17 protein-coding genes are annotated in these 15,451 nt (G+C 64.7%); 9 read left to right on the top strand and 8 right to left on the bottom strand.

The window, feature by feature from the left end; genetic code table 11:
* Window positions 1–24: 24 nt before the first annotated feature.
* The 9 genes from CK226_RS13800 (at window position 25) to CK226_RS13760 (ending at window position 9,507) form a co-directional block, all read left to right on the top strand.
* The gene (locus tag CK226_RS13800; RefSeq protein ID WP_095773143.1) at window positions 25–1,035 is read left to right on the top strand and encodes a C-terminal binding protein; all 1,011 of its coding nucleotides are present in this window, start codon (window positions 25–27) and stop codon (window positions 1,033–1,035) included.
* Window positions 1,032–1,757 (top strand): E3 binding domain-containing protein, encoded by a 726-nt coding sequence (locus tag CK226_RS13795; protein ID WP_095792128.1) that lies wholly within the window; start codon window positions 1,032–1,034, stop codon window positions 1,755–1,757. The genes CK226_RS13800 and CK226_RS13795 overlap by 4 nt, the downstream gene beginning before the upstream one ends.
* An 82-nt stretch (window positions 1,758–1,839) precedes the next feature.
* Window positions 1,840–2,604, top strand: coding sequence for a GntR family transcriptional regulator (locus CK226_RS13790; protein ID WP_095773141.1), 765 nt, complete (start codon window positions 1,840–1,842; stop codon window positions 2,602–2,604).
* A 262-nt stretch (window positions 2,605–2,866) separates the two neighbouring features.
* Window positions 2,867–3,931, top strand: coding sequence for a substrate-binding domain-containing protein (locus CK226_RS13785; RefSeq protein WP_245437744.1), 1,065 nt, complete (start codon window positions 2,867–2,869; stop codon window positions 3,929–3,931).
* A 57-nt stretch (window positions 3,932–3,988) separates the two neighbouring features.
* Complete coding sequence (locus tag CK226_RS13780) at window positions 3,989–5,056, top strand: sugar ABC transporter substrate-binding protein (protein ID WP_095792127.1); 1,068 nt, start codon at window positions 3,989–3,991, stop codon at window positions 5,054–5,056.
* 67 nt (window positions 5,057–5,123) lie between these two features.
* Window positions 5,124–6,626, top strand: coding sequence for a sugar ABC transporter ATP-binding protein (locus tag CK226_RS13775; RefSeq protein ID WP_245437743.1), 1,503 nt, complete (start codon window positions 5,124–5,126; stop codon window positions 6,624–6,626).
* Window positions 6,627–6,629: 3 nt separating this feature from the next.
* Complete coding sequence (locus CK226_RS13770; protein ID WP_095792125.1) at window positions 6,630–7,658, top strand: ABC transporter permease; 1,029 nt, start codon at window positions 6,630–6,632, stop codon at window positions 7,656–7,658.
* Window positions 7,655–8,623: an ABC transporter permease gene (locus CK226_RS13765; protein WP_095773137.1), complete on the top strand. Its 969-nt coding sequence runs from the start codon at window positions 7,655–7,657 to the stop codon at window positions 8,621–8,623. The genes CK226_RS13770 and CK226_RS13765 overlap by 4 nt, the downstream gene beginning before the upstream one ends.
* A gap of 2 nt (window positions 8,624–8,625) precedes the next feature.
* Entirely contained in the window at window positions 8,626–9,507 is an 882-nt protein-coding gene (locus CK226_RS13760) for an SMP-30/gluconolactonase/LRE family protein (protein ID WP_095773136.1), read from the top strand.
* A gap of 67 nt (window positions 9,508–9,574) precedes the next feature.
* Here CK226_RS13760 and CK226_RS13755 read toward each other — a convergent pair whose 3' ends face one another.
* From CK226_RS13755 to iolE, 8 genes are all read right to left on the bottom strand, one after another.
* Window positions 9,575–9,790 carry a hypothetical protein gene (locus CK226_RS13755; RefSeq protein WP_095773135.1) on the bottom strand — a complete coding sequence of 72 codons (216 nt, stop codon included), beginning with the start codon at window positions 9,788–9,790 and terminating at the stop codon, window positions 9,575–9,577.
* A complete protein-coding gene (locus tag CK226_RS13750) occupies window positions 9,787–10,542 on the bottom strand; it encodes a COG4280 domain-containing protein (protein ID WP_095773134.1) in 756 nt (251 codons plus the stop codon). The genes CK226_RS13755 and CK226_RS13750 overlap by 4 nt, the downstream gene beginning before the upstream one ends.
* Window positions 10,543–10,735: 193 nt before the next feature.
* Window positions 10,736–11,365: a phosphonate metabolism protein/1,5-bisphosphokinase (PRPP-forming) PhnN gene (gene phnN, locus CK226_RS13745; RefSeq protein WP_179301044.1), complete on the bottom strand. Its 630-nt coding sequence runs from the start codon at window positions 11,363–11,365 to the stop codon at window positions 10,736–10,738.
* On the bottom strand, window positions 11,362–12,516 hold the full coding sequence (locus CK226_RS13740) for an alpha-D-ribose 1-methylphosphonate 5-triphosphate diphosphatase (RefSeq protein ID WP_095792124.1): 1,155 nt from the start codon (window positions 12,514–12,516) through the stop codon (window positions 11,362–11,364). The genes phnN and CK226_RS13740 overlap by 4 nt, the downstream gene beginning before the upstream one ends.
* Window positions 12,517–12,551: 35 nt before the next feature.
* Window positions 12,552–13,259: a DUF1045 domain-containing protein gene (locus tag CK226_RS13735; protein ID WP_095773132.1), complete on the bottom strand. Its 708-nt coding sequence runs from the start codon at window positions 13,257–13,259 to the stop codon at window positions 12,552–12,554.
* A gap of 151 nt (window positions 13,260–13,410) precedes the next feature.
* The gene (gene iolB, locus CK226_RS13730; protein WP_095773131.1) at window positions 13,411–14,223 is read right to left on the bottom strand and encodes a 5-deoxy-glucuronate isomerase; all 813 of its coding nucleotides are present in this window, start codon (window positions 14,221–14,223) and stop codon (window positions 13,411–13,413) included.
* A gap of 4 nt (window positions 14,224–14,227) precedes the next feature.
* Window positions 14,228–14,446, bottom strand: a complete 219-nt coding sequence (locus CK226_RS13725; protein WP_010912852.1) for a hypothetical protein — start codon at window positions 14,444–14,446, stop codon at window positions 14,228–14,230.
* Between the two features lie 43 nt (window positions 14,447–14,489).
* Complete coding sequence (gene iolE, locus CK226_RS13720; protein WP_095790243.1) at window positions 14,490–15,407, bottom strand: myo-inosose-2 dehydratase; 918 nt, start codon at window positions 15,405–15,407, stop codon at window positions 14,490–14,492.
* Window positions 15,408–15,451 lie beyond the last annotated feature (44 nt).

Below are 15,451 nucleotides of genomic sequence, written 5' to 3'. Positions count from 1 at the left end.
AACTTGAAATCCGAAGGGGCTGGCATGAAGATCCTGTGCGCCAACTGGCAAGCCGCCGACGAGGCCGAACTCGAGCGGCAGCATTATCCCGATATGGAGTTCATCCTCGCCCGCTCGACCAACGACAAGGCAGCCGCGCTCGATCCTGCCGTCTGCGAGGTGGTCGACGCCGTCATCAACTATTCGCCCACCCACAATGTCGCCGCCGCGCCATCGGCCTTTCCCAAGGCGCGCATAGCGGTGCGTTCCGGCGTCGGCTTCGACAACATCGATACGGCGGGCTGGGGTGCGCGGAAGATTCCGGCTTGCAACGTGCCGGACTATGGCACCACCGAGGTCGCCGATCACGCCATCGGCCTCATGCTGGCGCTGACGCGCGGCACATCGGCCTATGGCGCCGAGCTTTCCAGCTATGGCGCCGAAGGCTGGCATTTCTCCAAGGCGCCGCTGGTCCGCCGGCACAAGGGCGCCACCTTCGGCATTGTCGGTCTCGGCCGCATCGGACTTGCGACCGCCCGTCGCGCCGCCGCCTTCGATATGAAGGTGGTGTTTTACGACCCGCACCTTCTGTCCGGTGTCGACCTGTCGACCGGCTACGAACGCGTCCATTCGCTCCGTGAATTGATGGAGCGGGCGGATGTGGTGAGCGTCCACACGCCGCTCAGCGAGGAGACCCGCAAGCTGCTTGGCGCGTCCGCCTTCGCCGCCGCCAGGCCAGGCCTTGTCCTCATCAACACCGCACGTGGTCCGATCGTCGATCTCGACGCGCTGGAAGCGGCGATTCGCGAGGGCATCGTCGCCGGCGCCGGCCTCGACGTCTTGCCGAGCGAGCCCGGCGATCTCGATCATCCGCTGCTCGCCGCCTGGCGCGCCCGCGAGCCTTGGATCGCCAATCGGCTGATCGTCACACCGCATGCCGCCTTCTACAGCCCGGCGTCGATGCGCGACCTCCGGCTGAAATCGATCGAGGTGGTCCACGCCTATCTCACCGAGGGACGGCTGACCAACTGCGTGAATTCGGAGTATCTGAAATGAACATCGCGACGGCGCAGGTCCGGGTGGCGGTTTCGCCCTATGCCCACCGCCTGGCGCGCGAGCGTTCCCTGCCGCTCGAAACACTTCGCGGCAGCGGTCCTGGCGGGCGCATCCTGGCCGCCGATGTGCAAGGCTTCGTTCCGGTTGCCGCACCGCTCGCCTCGCCCAATGCCGTCGCCCCGGCAGCGGCCCTATCCCCGACCGCGCACCGGATCGCCGCCTTTGCCACCGCCGTTGCCCTCGGGGCGCTGCAAGACCTGCTGGCGGCGCTTGAGAGCTCGGGCCATGTGTTCGCCATCGACGACGTGCTGCTGCGTGCCGCCGGTCGAGCATTTGTCGAGATGCCGCAGGCAGCCAGGTTCGGTGGCGCTTCCGTGGCGCTGGAACTGGCAGGCCGGCAAACCGTATTCGCCATGATCCCCGAAATGGCCCTGACATCGCTGCGCGCCTTGCGGCTTGCGGCATTGGCCGACAGCCGGGATGAGACGGAAACTCCAGCGACCCTATCCCTGCGGCTGCTGCCGGCCAGCGACATCAGGCCGATGATGACGCCGCTTCTGCCGGGCCGCACCATGCGCCTGACCGTTTCGTCCGACACGCCGGGCGATCATGCCGAATGCCTGCTGACGACAGACGCGGCGAGCGTTGACGAGGCTACCGCTGCCGCATGGCTCGCGACCCTGAAATCGGCGATCGAACAGCCGCTTCGGCTCTTTGTCTGAGACGGTTGATCGTCAACAGCCTTGCCTAGCCTCGGGCGTGGGAAGCTATTATAAAAGCTTCGACACAGGCGCGACGAGGCACATGGACCACCCGACCATAGACAGTCTTCCCAGGCGCACGCTCGGCCGCGCCAACGGGCCGCTTTACCGCCAGCTCGCCGACATTTTGCGCGAGCCGATCGGCAACGGCACCTTCCCCGTCGGCGGCGAACTGCCGAAGGAAGCGACCATCGCCGAGCATTTCGGCGTCAGCCTGATCACGGTTCGCCAGGCGCTGCGCGATCTCGAGGCCGACGGGCTGATCCGCAAGCGTTCGGCCAAGCCTGCCGTGGTCGCGGCGCGCAGCCCCTCGGTCAATCTGAGCTGGAAGTTCAAGAATTTCGCCGACATGGCGGCCTTCACCAAGGATGCCGAGCTGACGGTGAAATCCTACCGCAAGGAGGTTTCGCCCGTGCTCCAGCGCCATTTCGGCATGGGCAAGGACGAGGCCGGCTATTGCCTGCGCAGCGTGCTGTCGATCGGCGAACAGCGCAAGGCGCAGATCACCACCTATTTCCCGCCCGACATCGGCGCGCGCCTGAAGCGGGAGGATTTTTCCGACGTGCTGATCTTCCGTTCGGTGCAGAAACATCTCGGCCTGCGACTCGACGTGGCGCATGTCACGGTGCGCGCCGAGATCGCCGACGAGGCGGTTGCCGCCGACCTCGGCATAACGCTCGGCAGTCCGGTGCTGACGGTAGAGATGCTCTACCAGTCGGCGGACCAGCGCAGCATCGAATTCTCGGTCGCCCGCCACCCCGCCGATATCTTCAGCATCACTTACGACGCGCCGAACGACCTGTCCTGAAGCGCGCCGGAGGCGGGATTTTCTGCTGACATCGCATAGACAGGCTCATAAAATTATAATAGCATGATAGCTAGGCTGGAGGGTCGGCCACGGGAGACGTCGCAAGAGGGGAACTCCGGCGAATTCGGCTCGTGGACGCAGCCTTTGGCAAGTCTGGGCAAATTGACAAAGGTGATTGGTACCGGTATCAATTTAGCGTCTTCATCCGACTAAGATGGCGCAGTCCATCACCGGCTGGGCAGGAAATACAGGGAGGAAGACCATGAGACTAAGGAGCTTGAGCGCCTGCTTCGTGGCGCTTGCCGGGTTCGCGGCGTCGATGGCTGCGATGCCGGGCCATACATCGACCCCGAAACCGTACACCATCTATCTCTCGAACAATTTCGTCGGCAATGACTGGCGCCAGCAGATGGAACGCGTCGCCAATGTCGCCGTCAACAAGGGGCCGCTGAAGGGCCGCGTCGACCTCAAGATCGAAAATGCCGAGAACACCGTTCAGGCTCAGATCAATTCGCTGAACAACATCATCCGTCAGAAACCGGCTGCCATCCTCATCGATGCGTCGTCGGCCGAGGCGCTCAATCCCACCATCAAGAAGGCCTGCGACGCCGGCATCATCGTCGTCAGCTTCGACCAGACCGTGTCGGCCGAATGCGCCTACAAGCTGCATTCCGACTTCGACATCATGGCCAACAACCAGGCCGAATGGATGGCCTCCATCCTTGGCGGCAAGGGCAAGGTTTTCATGGATCGCGGCCTCGCCGGCGCGCCGATTTCGGAACAGTTCGAGAAGAACTTTGGTGCCGTGCTGAAGAAATATCCCGGCATCGAGATCGTCGGCTATTTCAACGGCAATTATGCCGCCGGACCCGAGCAGGAAGGCGTGGCCAGCCTGCTTGCCGCGCATCCGGAAGTCGACGGCATCTTCTCGCAGGGCTACGGCACCGGCGCCATCAAGGCGCTGCAGAATGCCGACCGGCCGATGGTGCCGATCGTCGCCGCCGCTTTCAACGGCACCGGTGTCACCTGCGCCGAGACCAAGGGCGCCAAATGCTGGCTCGGCGCCAATCCGCCGTCGCTGTCGGCCGAAGCCATCAAGCTCGCGGTCGACATACTGGACACTGGCAAGAAGCCCGCCGACACCACCGTGCTGTTCAATTCACCCGGCCTGACCACGGATATGGTCGACGCCAAATACACACCGAATTCCTCGGCGGTGAAGATCGAGCTCGGCAAGACCGTATTTCCGGATCTCGCGCCAGGGCTTTCCTTGCCGGTGTCGCCGAGCTGGGTGGAGATCACCCCCAAGGAGGCCTCGGGAACCTGATTTGGTGATTGCGATGCGCCACATCAGGCGCGAAACGAAAAACGGGAGGAGAAAATCATGAAATCATTGAGCCGTAACATCGGCCTAGCAGCTTTTGCCGCCACCATGATGGCTGCCGGCATGCAGACTGGCCACGCCGAGGACAAGAAGCCCTACACCATCTATCTCTCGAACAATTTCGTGGGCAATGACTGGCGCCAGCAGATGGAGCGCGTCGCCACCGTCTCGGTCAACAAGGGACCGCTGAAGGGCCGTGTCGACCTCAAGATCGAGAATGTCGAGAACACCGTCCAGGCGCAGATCAACTCGCTGAACAACATCATCCGCCAGAAGCCGGACGCCATCCTCGTCGATGCCGGTTCGGACTCGGCCTTGAACCCGACCATCAAGAAAGCCTGCGACGCTGGCATCGTCGTCATCTCCTTCGACCAGGTGGTGACCGAACCCTGCGCTTATGCCGTTGCTTCAGACTGGGACCGCATCCCCTCCGTCATGGCCGAGTGGATGGCCACGCAGCTCGGCGGCAAGGGCAACATCATCCTCGACCGCGGCCTCGCCGGCGCGCCGATCTCGGCGCAGCTGCAGGGGGGCTATGAGAAGGTGCTGGCCAAATATCCCGACATCAAGGTCGTCGGCTACTACAACGGCAACTATGCGCTCGGACCGGAACAGTCGGGTGTCGCGGCGCTGCTTGCCGCCAATCCGAAGATCGACGGCATCATGACGCAAGGCTATGGCTCTGGCGCCATCCAGGCGCTGAAGGATGCCGGCCGGCCGATCGTCCCGGTCGTCGGCTTCTCCTACAATGTCGCCGCCGTCACCTGCGCGCAGACGCAAGGCGCCAAGTGCATCCTGGGATCCAACCCGGCCTATCTCTCTTCGGAAGCGATCAAGCTGGCGGTCGACATTCTCGACACCGGCAAGAAGCCGGCCGAGCGTTCCGTCTCGGTCAAGGGCGATTTCGTCACTACCGATCCCTTCGAGTCCAAGCTCTATCCGGGCACCAAGATGATCAAGATCGCCATTGGCGAAAATGCCTTCCCGGACCAGGCGCCGGGCCTGACGCTGCCGATCACGCCCGACTGGGTCGAGATCACCGCTGCGGAAGCCGCCGGCAGCAAGTAACATCCGTGACCACGACCCTGTCTCCCGGCATCGCAAGATGTCGGGAGAGCTTTTCGAAGGCGCATGCATGGACCTTGTCACTGTCAACGGCCTGTCCAAACGCTATGGCGGCATTGTCGCGCTGAGCGAGGCGACGTTCAGCGCCCGCGCCGGCGAGGTGCATGCCCTGCTTGGCGAGAACGGTGCGGGCAAGAGCACCTTCATCCAGATCCTGTCGGGCGCCGTGCAGCATGATGGCGGCTCGATCGTGGTTGATGGCCAGGATTATCGCCCGGCAAATCCGGATGCGGCGCAGGCACGCGGCATCGCCGCCGTCTTCCAGGAATTGTCGCTGATCCCTGATCTCAGCGTCGAACAGAACATCTGGTTTCGCCATGAGCCGCGCACGTGGCTCGGCACCGTCAATCGCACGCAGATGCGCCTCAAGACGCTGGCGCTGCTGGAAAAATACAACTTTCCGGCGCTTCGCCCGGATCAGGAGTTGCGGCGGCTGACCCTGGCCGAGCGGCAGATCGTCGAGATCGCCAAGGGCCTGGCCAAGGACCCGCGTATCCTGATCCTCGACGAGGCGACCTCGGCGCTGCCGGCACGGGAAGCCGAATGGCTGCTCAACCTTACCCGGCAGCTCGCCGCCGAGGGCAGGTTGGTCATCTTCATCTCGCACCGCATGGCCGAAGTGCGCGCCATCGCCGACCGGCTGACCATCTTCCGCAATGGCAGCACCGTCGCCGCGCATGAGGCCGATGCCGTGTCCGACAATGAGATCGTCACCCAGATGATCGGCCGCCATCTCGACCGGCTCTATCCCGAGCGTGTGTCCACCGCGACCGATCGCATCGCTCTCGGGGTAAAGGGGTTTTCGAGCGGCAGCCGGCTTTCCGGCGTCGACTTCGCGCTGCGCGAGGGCGAGGTACTCGGCGTTGGCGGTTTGCAAGGCCATGGCCAGCGCGAACTGTTTCAGGCGCTGTTCGGCGCCACCAAGGCGAGCGGCTCGATCGAACTGTGGGGCAAGCCGGTCTCGATCGGCAATCCGCGCCAGGCGCTGACCGGCAAGGACGGCATCGCGCTGGTGCCGGAGGACCGGCGCGGCCAGGGCCTGCTTTTGACCAAGAGCGTGCGCGAGAATTTGACGCTGTCGGTCATCAAGCGCTTCACCGAAAACGGCTTGCTCAGCCGGCAAAAGGAAGCAGCGCTCGTCAAGGAAATGGTCGATTTCCTGCGTATCAAGGCCGGCACGCCGGAACAGCTTGCCGGCACCCTGTCTGGAGGCAACCAGCAGAAAGTCATCTTCGGCAAGATGCTTTTGACGCAGGCGCGCGTGCTGTTGCTCTACGATCCGACGCGCGGCGTCGATGTCGGCACCAAGGGCGAGATCTTCCAGCTGATGCGCGACCTCGCCGCCAAGGGCTATGCGATCCTGTTCCATTCCAGCGACATGCCGGAACTCGTCCATGTCGCCGACCGCGTGCTGGTGATGCGCAACGGCCGCATTGCCGCGACGCTGGAGGGGGTTCACATTTCGGAGGAGGAAATCCTGCGCGCCGCCATGCTTGAAACCAGGGCGGCCTGAATCATGGTGATGTCCGTGCAGCAGACCGTGCAGATGGCGCAGAGGCCGGCAAAGACGAAGCCCACCAAGCCGGCCATCGACTGGCGCGGCCGCTTGCTCGACCGCGCGCCGTTCCTGGTCGCCTGCCTGATGCTGGCCTTGATTGTCGGCATCTATGGCAGCCTGCAATCCGGCGTTTTCTCGCTGGACGAGCTCAACCTCGACACGGCGGCGGCGATGACGCTGATGCTGGCGGCGACCGGGCAGACCATCGTGCTGCTGCGCGGCGGCATCGACCTGTCGATCGGCGGCATGATCAGCCTCGGCACGGTGATCGCCGCGACGCGCTTTACCGACGATGCGTCGACCACAGCACTTTGGGCGCTGATCATCCTGGCGCTCGGTTTCCTGATCGGCGCGCTCAACGGCCTGCTGATCTCGCTGCTCAAGCTGCAGCCCTTCCTGGTCACGCTCGCCACATGGTCGATCCTCAACGGCATCGCCATGATCATCCTGCCGACCGATGGCGGCAGCATTCCCTCATGGTGGGTCGGCTTCGCTTCCGCACAGCTCCTCGGCCTGACCAGCCCGGTCTGGATGCTGCTGGCGCTGCTGTTGTTCTGGTGGTGGTTCCGGGCGACGCGGGTCGGCATCGCCATCCAGGCGACCGGCTCCAACGAGAAGTCGGCCTTCCTGTCCGGCGTCTCGATCGCAAGGGTCAATCTCGTCACCTACGGCCTGTCCGGCCTGTTCGCGGCCGGTGCGGCGCTGTTCCTGGTGACGCAGACCGGCGCCGGTTCGCCCACCATCGGCAAGGATTATATCCTGCCTTCGGTGGCGGCGGCGGTCATCGGCGGCGTCAGCCTGTTCGGCGGCCGCGGCCATCTCGCCGGCACGCTGATCGGCGCCTTCGTGCTCACCCTGATCGGCAATCTGGTCTTCGTCCTGCATGTGTCGAGCTATTGGCAGCCGGTCGCCTCCGGCGTCATCCTGCTGCTCTCGGTGCTGGCCAGTTCCGTCGCCGAGAAAGCTGCAAGGAACCGTGCCCAATGAGCGCTTTCCTCGCCCGCAACCGCCTCATCGTGCTCGCCTATGCCGGCATGCTGGCGCTGCTCCTGGTCACGGCGCTGTTCTCGCCGGGATTCCTGTCGGTCTCCAACATGCGCTCCACCGTCGTGCTGGCCGCCTTCGTCGGCATCGTCGCGCTCGGCCAGACCTTCGTCATCATCGGCGGCGGCATCGACCTGTCGGTGCCCTGGGTGCTGAATTCGGCCGCAATCATCATGGCGCTGCTGTGCGGCGGGCAGGATCTGCCGCTGGTCTGGGTCATGCCGCTGCTGCTTGCCGGCGGCGCCTTCATCGGCCTCATCAACGGCATCGGCGTTGCCCAGTTCGGCGTGCCGCCGATCATCATGACGCTGGCCACGAACGTGATCCTGCAAGGCCTGATCCTGGTGCTGACCGGCGGTTCGCCCACGCCATCGGCGCCGGCCCTGATCCAGTTCCTGTCGGTGGGGCGGCTCAGTGGTTTTCCGGTCATCGCGCTGATCTGGCTGGCGCTGACGCTGGTGGCGACGCTGCTGCTCTCCAAGGCGGCGTTCGGCCGCCATCTCTACGCGCTCGGCACCAGCGCCACGGTCGCCGAATTCTCCGGCGTGCCGACCGCGCGCACCACCATCCTCACCTATGTCATCTCGGGCCTCACAGCCGCTTTCGCCGGCATGCTCTTGACCGGCTATTCCGGCCAGGCCTATCTCGGCATGGGCGACGCCTATCTGTTCACCTCGATCGCGGCGGTGGCCATCGGCGGCGCCTCCATCCTCGGCGGCAGCGGCCATTATCTGGGCACCGTCGCCGGCGCCATGGTGCTCACCATCCTCACTGGTCTTTTGCCGGCGCTGAACCTGTCGAGCGGCGCGCTGCTCATCGTCTACGGCGCGGTGATCCTGCTCACGGTCTCGATCGGCAGCGAGACCTTCGCCGGCCTCGGCGGCAGGCTGCGGAGAAAAGAGGGCTGACCATGGTCGAAATCACTTGCGTCGTCGATGCCAGGGCCGAACTCGGCGAAGGCACGCTCTGGGATCCCAAGGCCGGCGTGCTGTGGTGGATCGACATCTGGAAGAAGCTGATCCATCGCTACGACCCAGCGACCGGTAAGGACGAGACCTTCGAGACACCGGAATATCTCGGCTGCCTCGGCCTGCGCGAGAAGGGCGGCCTTGTGCTGACCATGGCCAATGGCTTTCACTTCTTCGACCCGGCGACCGGCACGTTCGCGGCGATCGTTGACCCGGAATCGCATATGCCGAATACCCGTTTCAACGATGGCAAGCCGGATCGCCAGGGCCGCTTCTGGTCGGGTTCGATGTTCGAGGTGCCGGGTCAGCCGATCGAATTCATCGGCGCGCTCTACCGGCTCGATCCTGATCTGTCGGTGCACAAGATGATCGACGGCATCGGCTGCTCCAACGGGCTCGCCTGGAGCCCGGATTCCAAGACCATGTATTTCTCCGACAGCCATGCCGGCGCGGTGTGGGCCTATGATTTCGATGCCGCCACCGGCGATATCGAGAATCGCCGAACGTTCATCGACATGACGATGACCGGCGGCGTCGCCGACGGCGCCACCGTCGATGCCGAGGGCTGCTACTGGGTGACCATCCCGGTGACCAGCAAGGTCTGCCGATACGATCCTGATGGCGAATTGATGCAGACCGTGGTTCTGCCGACCGACCTGCCGACGTGCTGCGAATTCGGCGGCAAGGATCTCGACATCCTCTATGTCACCTCGGCCGTGCTCAGGCGCCCGGCAAGCCACTTCGTCCGCCAGAAGAATCCGGGCGGATTGTTCGCGCTCGATGTCGGCGTCAAGGGCCTGACCCTGCCGGCGTTCAAGGGATAGCCAGTGTACCTCGAACATCGTTTCGCTATCGAAACGATGTCTGAAGTAGTGGCCATGCGTGCCGTCTTTATCGTTTGACCGCACGTGCCGCGCGGCGAACGCTTTGCAGCAGGATGGCGAGGCAGCCGACCAGCAGCAGCGCGCCGCCGAGCAGCGGCGGCAGGGCCAGCAGCTTCACCGCCGCCGCGACGGCGGCCACCAGCATCAGTGCCAGCAGCGCCAGATTGCCGTCATCGACGAACATGCCGAGGAATTCCCTGGCAACAAGGCGGATGACGCTCATCGGGCGAACCCTCCGGCTGATACAGTATAGGTGCCGCGCAGCCAGCGCACCATGGCAAAGGACGCCAGCGCGACGATGGCGAAGATGGCGAGCAGAGCGAGATCGGCGCCCGGCCAGTCGGCGCCGATGCCTTCGCCGGTCCAGAAGATGCCGAAGCTGGTCAGCATCAGCCCGACCACGAATTTCAGCGCATTCTCCGGCACGCGCGCCAGCGGCCGGTGCACCGCCAGGCCGATAAGCATCACCAGGACGAAGGCTGCCAGCGCGCCCAGGCTGGCGTAGAGCGTCTGCCCATGGGCGGCGCCGACGGCAATGACGATGAACACCACCTCGACACCCTCGAGCAGCACCGCCTTGAACGAGGCCAGGCCGGCGAGGTGGTCGGCGCGGCGGTCATTGGCCTGCTGGGTGAGGGCGGCGGTCTCCTTGGAAAAGGCCGCGTCCTCGTCATGCAGCGCGATGACGCCGACGCTGCGCAGGATCGCCTTTCGCAGCCAACGCATGCCGAACAGGATCAGCAGCACCCCGACGACGAACTGCAGCGTGGTGATCGGCACCAGCGCCAGCAGCGGTCCGAATGCCAGCACCAGCGCCGCCAGCAACGCCAGCGCCAAGGCGGCGCCCGTCAGCGCCGGGCGCCAGCTGCGCGTCACGCCGACCGCAAGCACGATGGTGAAGGCTTCGACGACCTCGACGAAGGAGGCGAGAAATGCCGCCGTGACCGTCGGGAGGATGGGCGTCAGCGTCTGCATCAAAGCTTCCTGTCCTGTCTCGTTCGCCACGGGTTCTCTGAGCGGGTGTTCTAGGACGCGTGGCCCGGAATCACTTCTATGGTCAGCACCACATAGCGCTCCGGAAGCCGCGGGAAAGCAAGTGAACGCCCATGGGCGGCGCTTGGGGCCAATCGAGCCGCGCACGCTGCCGCTGCGGGATGCACGCCTAAAATCAGATCATGCCCGACATGTCGGAGAAGGCCATTGCCTTGCGCAGCAGCTCGGCGAAGCGCTCGCCGGCCACTTCGCGCGGGCCGCTATTGTCGATCGTGGTCACGCCGGGGCCGGTCAGGGTCACATTGGCGCTGCGCGCCAGGCGCGCCAGCACTTCGCCGCGCGACTCGCGGCCGCGCATCGCCAGCCGCGAGGCCAGCACGTCAGGCGAAGCAGTGATCTCGACAATGGCCAGATTGGCATAGCGCTCGCGCAAGGTGGGAATGATCGCACGCGACACGTTCGCCACCGCCACATGGCCATTGGCGACCGACCAGTCGACATCGGCAGGCAGGCCGTAGCGCAAGCCATGCGCTTCCCAGGAAATGGCGAAGGCGCCGTCGGCCTCGGCCTCGACGAAGGCGGCGTCGGCCAGCGTGTCGTGATCCTCGCTCGCCGCATCGCTCGGCCGGGTGATGACGCGGCGCACGAACTCCAGCCGGGTCTCGTCGGCGAAGAGGGCACGGGCGTAGCCGATCACCGTGTCCTTGCCGGCGCCGCTTGGCCCCACGACCGCGACAAACACGCCATGACGAACGGGGAACGTTTCAGCTGACAATTCACGCTCGATCAAGGCCGACACCATCATGCGACCCGGCGCCCTTGCCGCCAGACGGTGCGCACCACTGGAACATGGTCATCCACACGCACGCGCACCAGGTCGGCGCGGCGGCCTTGCTCGATGATGCCGCGGTCGGTCAGGCCAACGGCCTCGGCCGGGTTCTTCGACACCATGGCGACCGCCTGCGGCAGCGAAATGCCTTCGACCATGTCGCCGAGGAAGAAGGCCGACTGGATCAGGCTGAAGGGAATATAGTCTGATGACAAGATGTCGAGCAGCCCGTCGCCGGCCAGCGTGCGCGCCGAGACATTGCCCGAATGCGAGGCGCCGCGCATGACGTTCGGCGCACCCATCAGAACGCCCAGGCCCGCGGCCTTCGAAGCGCGCGCCGCTTCCTCGGTGGTCGGAAACTCGGCAACGCGCACGCCCTGCTCGATCGCCTCGTCGACATGGCCCGAAGTGGCGTCGTCATGGCTGGCGAGCACGATGCCGCGCTCATGGCAGGCAGCCGCGATCACCGCGCGGTTCGACGCCGAATAGCGCGCCGATTCCGCCATCCGCTTCTCGCAGAACAATTGGAAGTCGCGATCGGTCAGCTTCAGCTTGCGCTGGTAGTAGTAGGCATAGGTTTCGAGATTGACGAACTGACGCTGGCCGGGCGCATGATCCATCAGCGAAGCCAGCTTGACCCGGTCGTCCCGGTCGAAATTGGCAAAGGCCTGCAGGCAATCCGGCGCCGAAACCTCGCAGCGCAGATGCAGGAAGTGATCGGCCCGCAGACGATCCTGCGCGACGCTGTCCTCGATGGCATCGGCCAGCTTGCGGATATCGGCCAAGGTGAGGTCGGCGTCCTCGTCCATGCCGACGCGCAAGGCGTCGAGCACGGTGGTGATGCCGGCCGTCGCCACCTGCGCGTCATGGGCAAGCACCGCGGCGATCGGGTTCCAGCGCACCTTCGGCCGGGGTGCGTAATGGCCTTCCAGGTGGTCGGTGTGCAGCTCGACCAGCCCGGGAATGACATAGTCGCCGCCCATGTCCTCGCCGGCCATGTTCCCGCTGGTGTGGCTGCTGCCGGCATCGATGTCGGCGATAAAGCCGTCACGCAGCACCAGCGACCCCTCGACGATCTCGTCGGCAAGCACGATGCGGGCGTTGGAAAGAACGGTCTCGGCGGTCATTTCGGGCAGTCCTTTGGTTCTTCGAGCAGGGCTGTTCAGGCGGTTTTCCTTGCCGGGCGGCGTCCCAGCGCGTGCTGTGAAAGCACCATGAACGGCGCGCCCGGTTCGGGTTCGACAAACAGCGTCAGCGCGTCGACCAGCACCGGCTGCCGCAGCACATCCGCGAACAGGCTGTCGATTGCTGCGCGCAAACGAGGGCTTTCCTGTGGCCCGGCGCGGCCCGACAGCGTCATGTGGAAGCGGAAGGTCTCGAAGACATAGGGATAGCCCCATTGGCAGAGATTGCGGAACTCGGCCGGCTTCAGCGAATCCGGGCTGCGCCGCTCGATCTCGGCCTCGGTCAGCGGCGCGCGGAACCGGTCGAAATCGCGCACCACCTCGTCGGCGAAACGGTTGAGCGGCGGCAGCGGCCCCTCCGGCACCAGCGCGAAGAAGCTGTCGATCTGGCTGACGACGAGACGCGGGATCGTCACAACGGGCGTCGCTTCGGCAAATTGGTCGAGCCCCGCGCGCAGCGAAGCCTCGGTCTCGTTGGCGGCCAGGCGGAAGGGTGCCTTCAGCGTCGCGTGGAAGCCATAGCGGCGGGCCGAGGCGGTGTGGAAGGCAACTTCCGCCGCCGACAAATCGGCCACGGCCTCAACCGGCCTTGTCGCCGCGCCGAACGGGTCACAGCCCAGCCAGTTGGCGGCGATCCGCGCCAGCGGTTCGTCCTGCCGGGGGGTGAAATAGATGGCATAACGCATCAAAAATCCTCGTCAGACCGCTGCCATAAGTGATTTCCATGACGGATTGACGAAGCTTTGCAGGGTTTTCGAAGGCAAATCACCCCAATAGGTCCTTAGCCGACGATTTTTCCGAGCTGGATCAACAGGTTCAGGAGGAATCTCGGACCGGTCAGGCCTTCATCAACCATTCGTGCTCGGGCGCATTGTGGAATTTCCACGTCCGCCTCGGTCCGGCCATGACGTTGAGGTAATAGAGGTCGTAGCCATGGCAGGCGGCGCAGGGGTGATACCCCTTGGGCACCAGCACGACATCGCCATCCTCGATCGCCATGGCTTCGTCGAGCGCGCGATGGCCATCCTTGTCGGCATCGGTGTAGACGCGCTGGAAGGCAAAGCCCTGCGGCGGGTTGAGGCGGTGGTAGTAGGTCTCCTCGAGATAGGATTCGGCGGGCAGATTGTCCTGGTCATGCTTGTGCGGCGGATAGCTCGACGTGTGGCCGCCGGGCGTGATGACCTCGACCACCAGCAGCGAATCGGCCGGCTTGCCTTCCGGCAGGATGTTGGTGACGTAGCGCGTGTTGGTGCCCTTGCCGCGCACCTCCTGGCCGAGATCGTCCGGCCCGATCACCCGAACCGGCAGGCCGCCGCCGAGGCCGGGCGCCGAGCAGACGGCGAGTTCCAGATCCGTGTCAGCTGTCACCGACCAGTCCGATCCCTCCGGCACATAGACCGACCAAGGCTTGCCCTCGAAGGGCGACATGCGCTCGCCGAGCAGGCCGAGATCCTTGCCGTCGGCTTTCGCTGTGCCCTTGCCGGTGACGTAGACCAGGCAGACTTCGCGGTCTTCCGTCTTTCCCGAGGCGCTTTCGCCGGGTTGCAGCCGATGCAGGTCGAAACCGACATAAGTCCAGCCGGCGCTTTTCGGCGTCACATGGGCAACGCGGCCATGGCCCTTGTCGGCTTTGACGAGCAGCTTGGACATCGGGTTACTCCTTCGGTTCGGACTCGGCCGTCGCCTTGTTCTCGTCGGCCGGCTTGTACAGATAAAAAAACTGCCAGACGGCATAGCCGGCGAAGCCGAGCGCGATGGTGCCCCAGAATGGCGTGCCGGTGGCGAACTCGATGATCGACCAGATGACGCAGACCGCGACGACGGCGACACGCCGCCACAACGGGCGGAAGAAGGGGTGCTCGGAATCTTTCATCGGGCCAATCTACAGCAACCTGCCTCGCCGTGAACCCGTCGCGTCAGGCATTCGGAAAACCCTGGGTTTCGACCGTGTAGCCGGCCGCCGTCATCACCCGCATCAGTTCCTTGTGGCCGACCTGCGCCATCTTGAGCGGCGGGTTCTTCTTCGGGTCCTGCTCTGCCTCGACCACGAACCAGCCTTCATAGCCATGGTCGGCGAAGCGCTGCACGATGGCGCCGAAGTCGAGCGAGCCGTCGCCCGGCACGGTGAAGGCGCCGAGCGCCACGGCGTCGAGGAAGGACTGTTTCGTGCGGTCGAGCTTGTCGATCACGGCCATGCGCACATCCTTCACATGCACATGGCTGATGCGCTTGTGGTGGTTGTCGATGGCGCGCAGCACATCGCCGCCGGCGAAGGCCAGGTGGCCGGCATCGAGCAGCAGCGGAATGCCTTCGCCGGAATGGCGCATGAAGGCGTCGAGTTCCGGCTCGGTCTCGACCACAGCCGCCATGTGATGGTGGTAGGACAGCGGCATGCCTTGTTCGGCGCACCATTCGCCGAATTCGGTCAGGCGCCTTCCATAGGCCTTCATCTCGTCGCCTGAAAGTTTCGGCTTGGTGGCCAGCGGCTTCGAGCGGTCGCCCTGGATCGAGCGGCCGACCTCGCCATAGACGATGCAAGGCGCGTTGACCGCCTTGAACAGCTCGATCATCGGCTGGATGCGATCCTTGTTCTTGCTCATATCCTCATCGACCAGCGTGCCGGAAAACCAGCCGCCGCACAGCGTCACGTCGGCGGCTTTGAGGATCGGCAGCATGACGGCAGGGTCGTTGGGAAAACGCCGCCCCATCTCCATGCCGGTGAAACCGGCCGAGCGCGACTGCCGCAGGCACTCCTCCAGCGACACGTCATCGCTCAGTTCCGCAAGATCGTCGTTCCACCACGCGATGGGGGACATGCCCAGTTTGGCTTTCAAGTCGTCACTCCGGTTTAGAACAGTTCATTCGTGGGCCGCCGGTG

The organism is Mesorhizobium sp. WSM4311, from assembly GCF_002295115.1.
Classification (GTDB): Bacteria; Pseudomonadota; Alphaproteobacteria; order Rhizobiales; family Rhizobiaceae; genus Mesorhizobium.
Note: the sequence above shows the minus strand (reverse complement) of the source record. Positions and strands in the feature narration are given on the sequence as shown.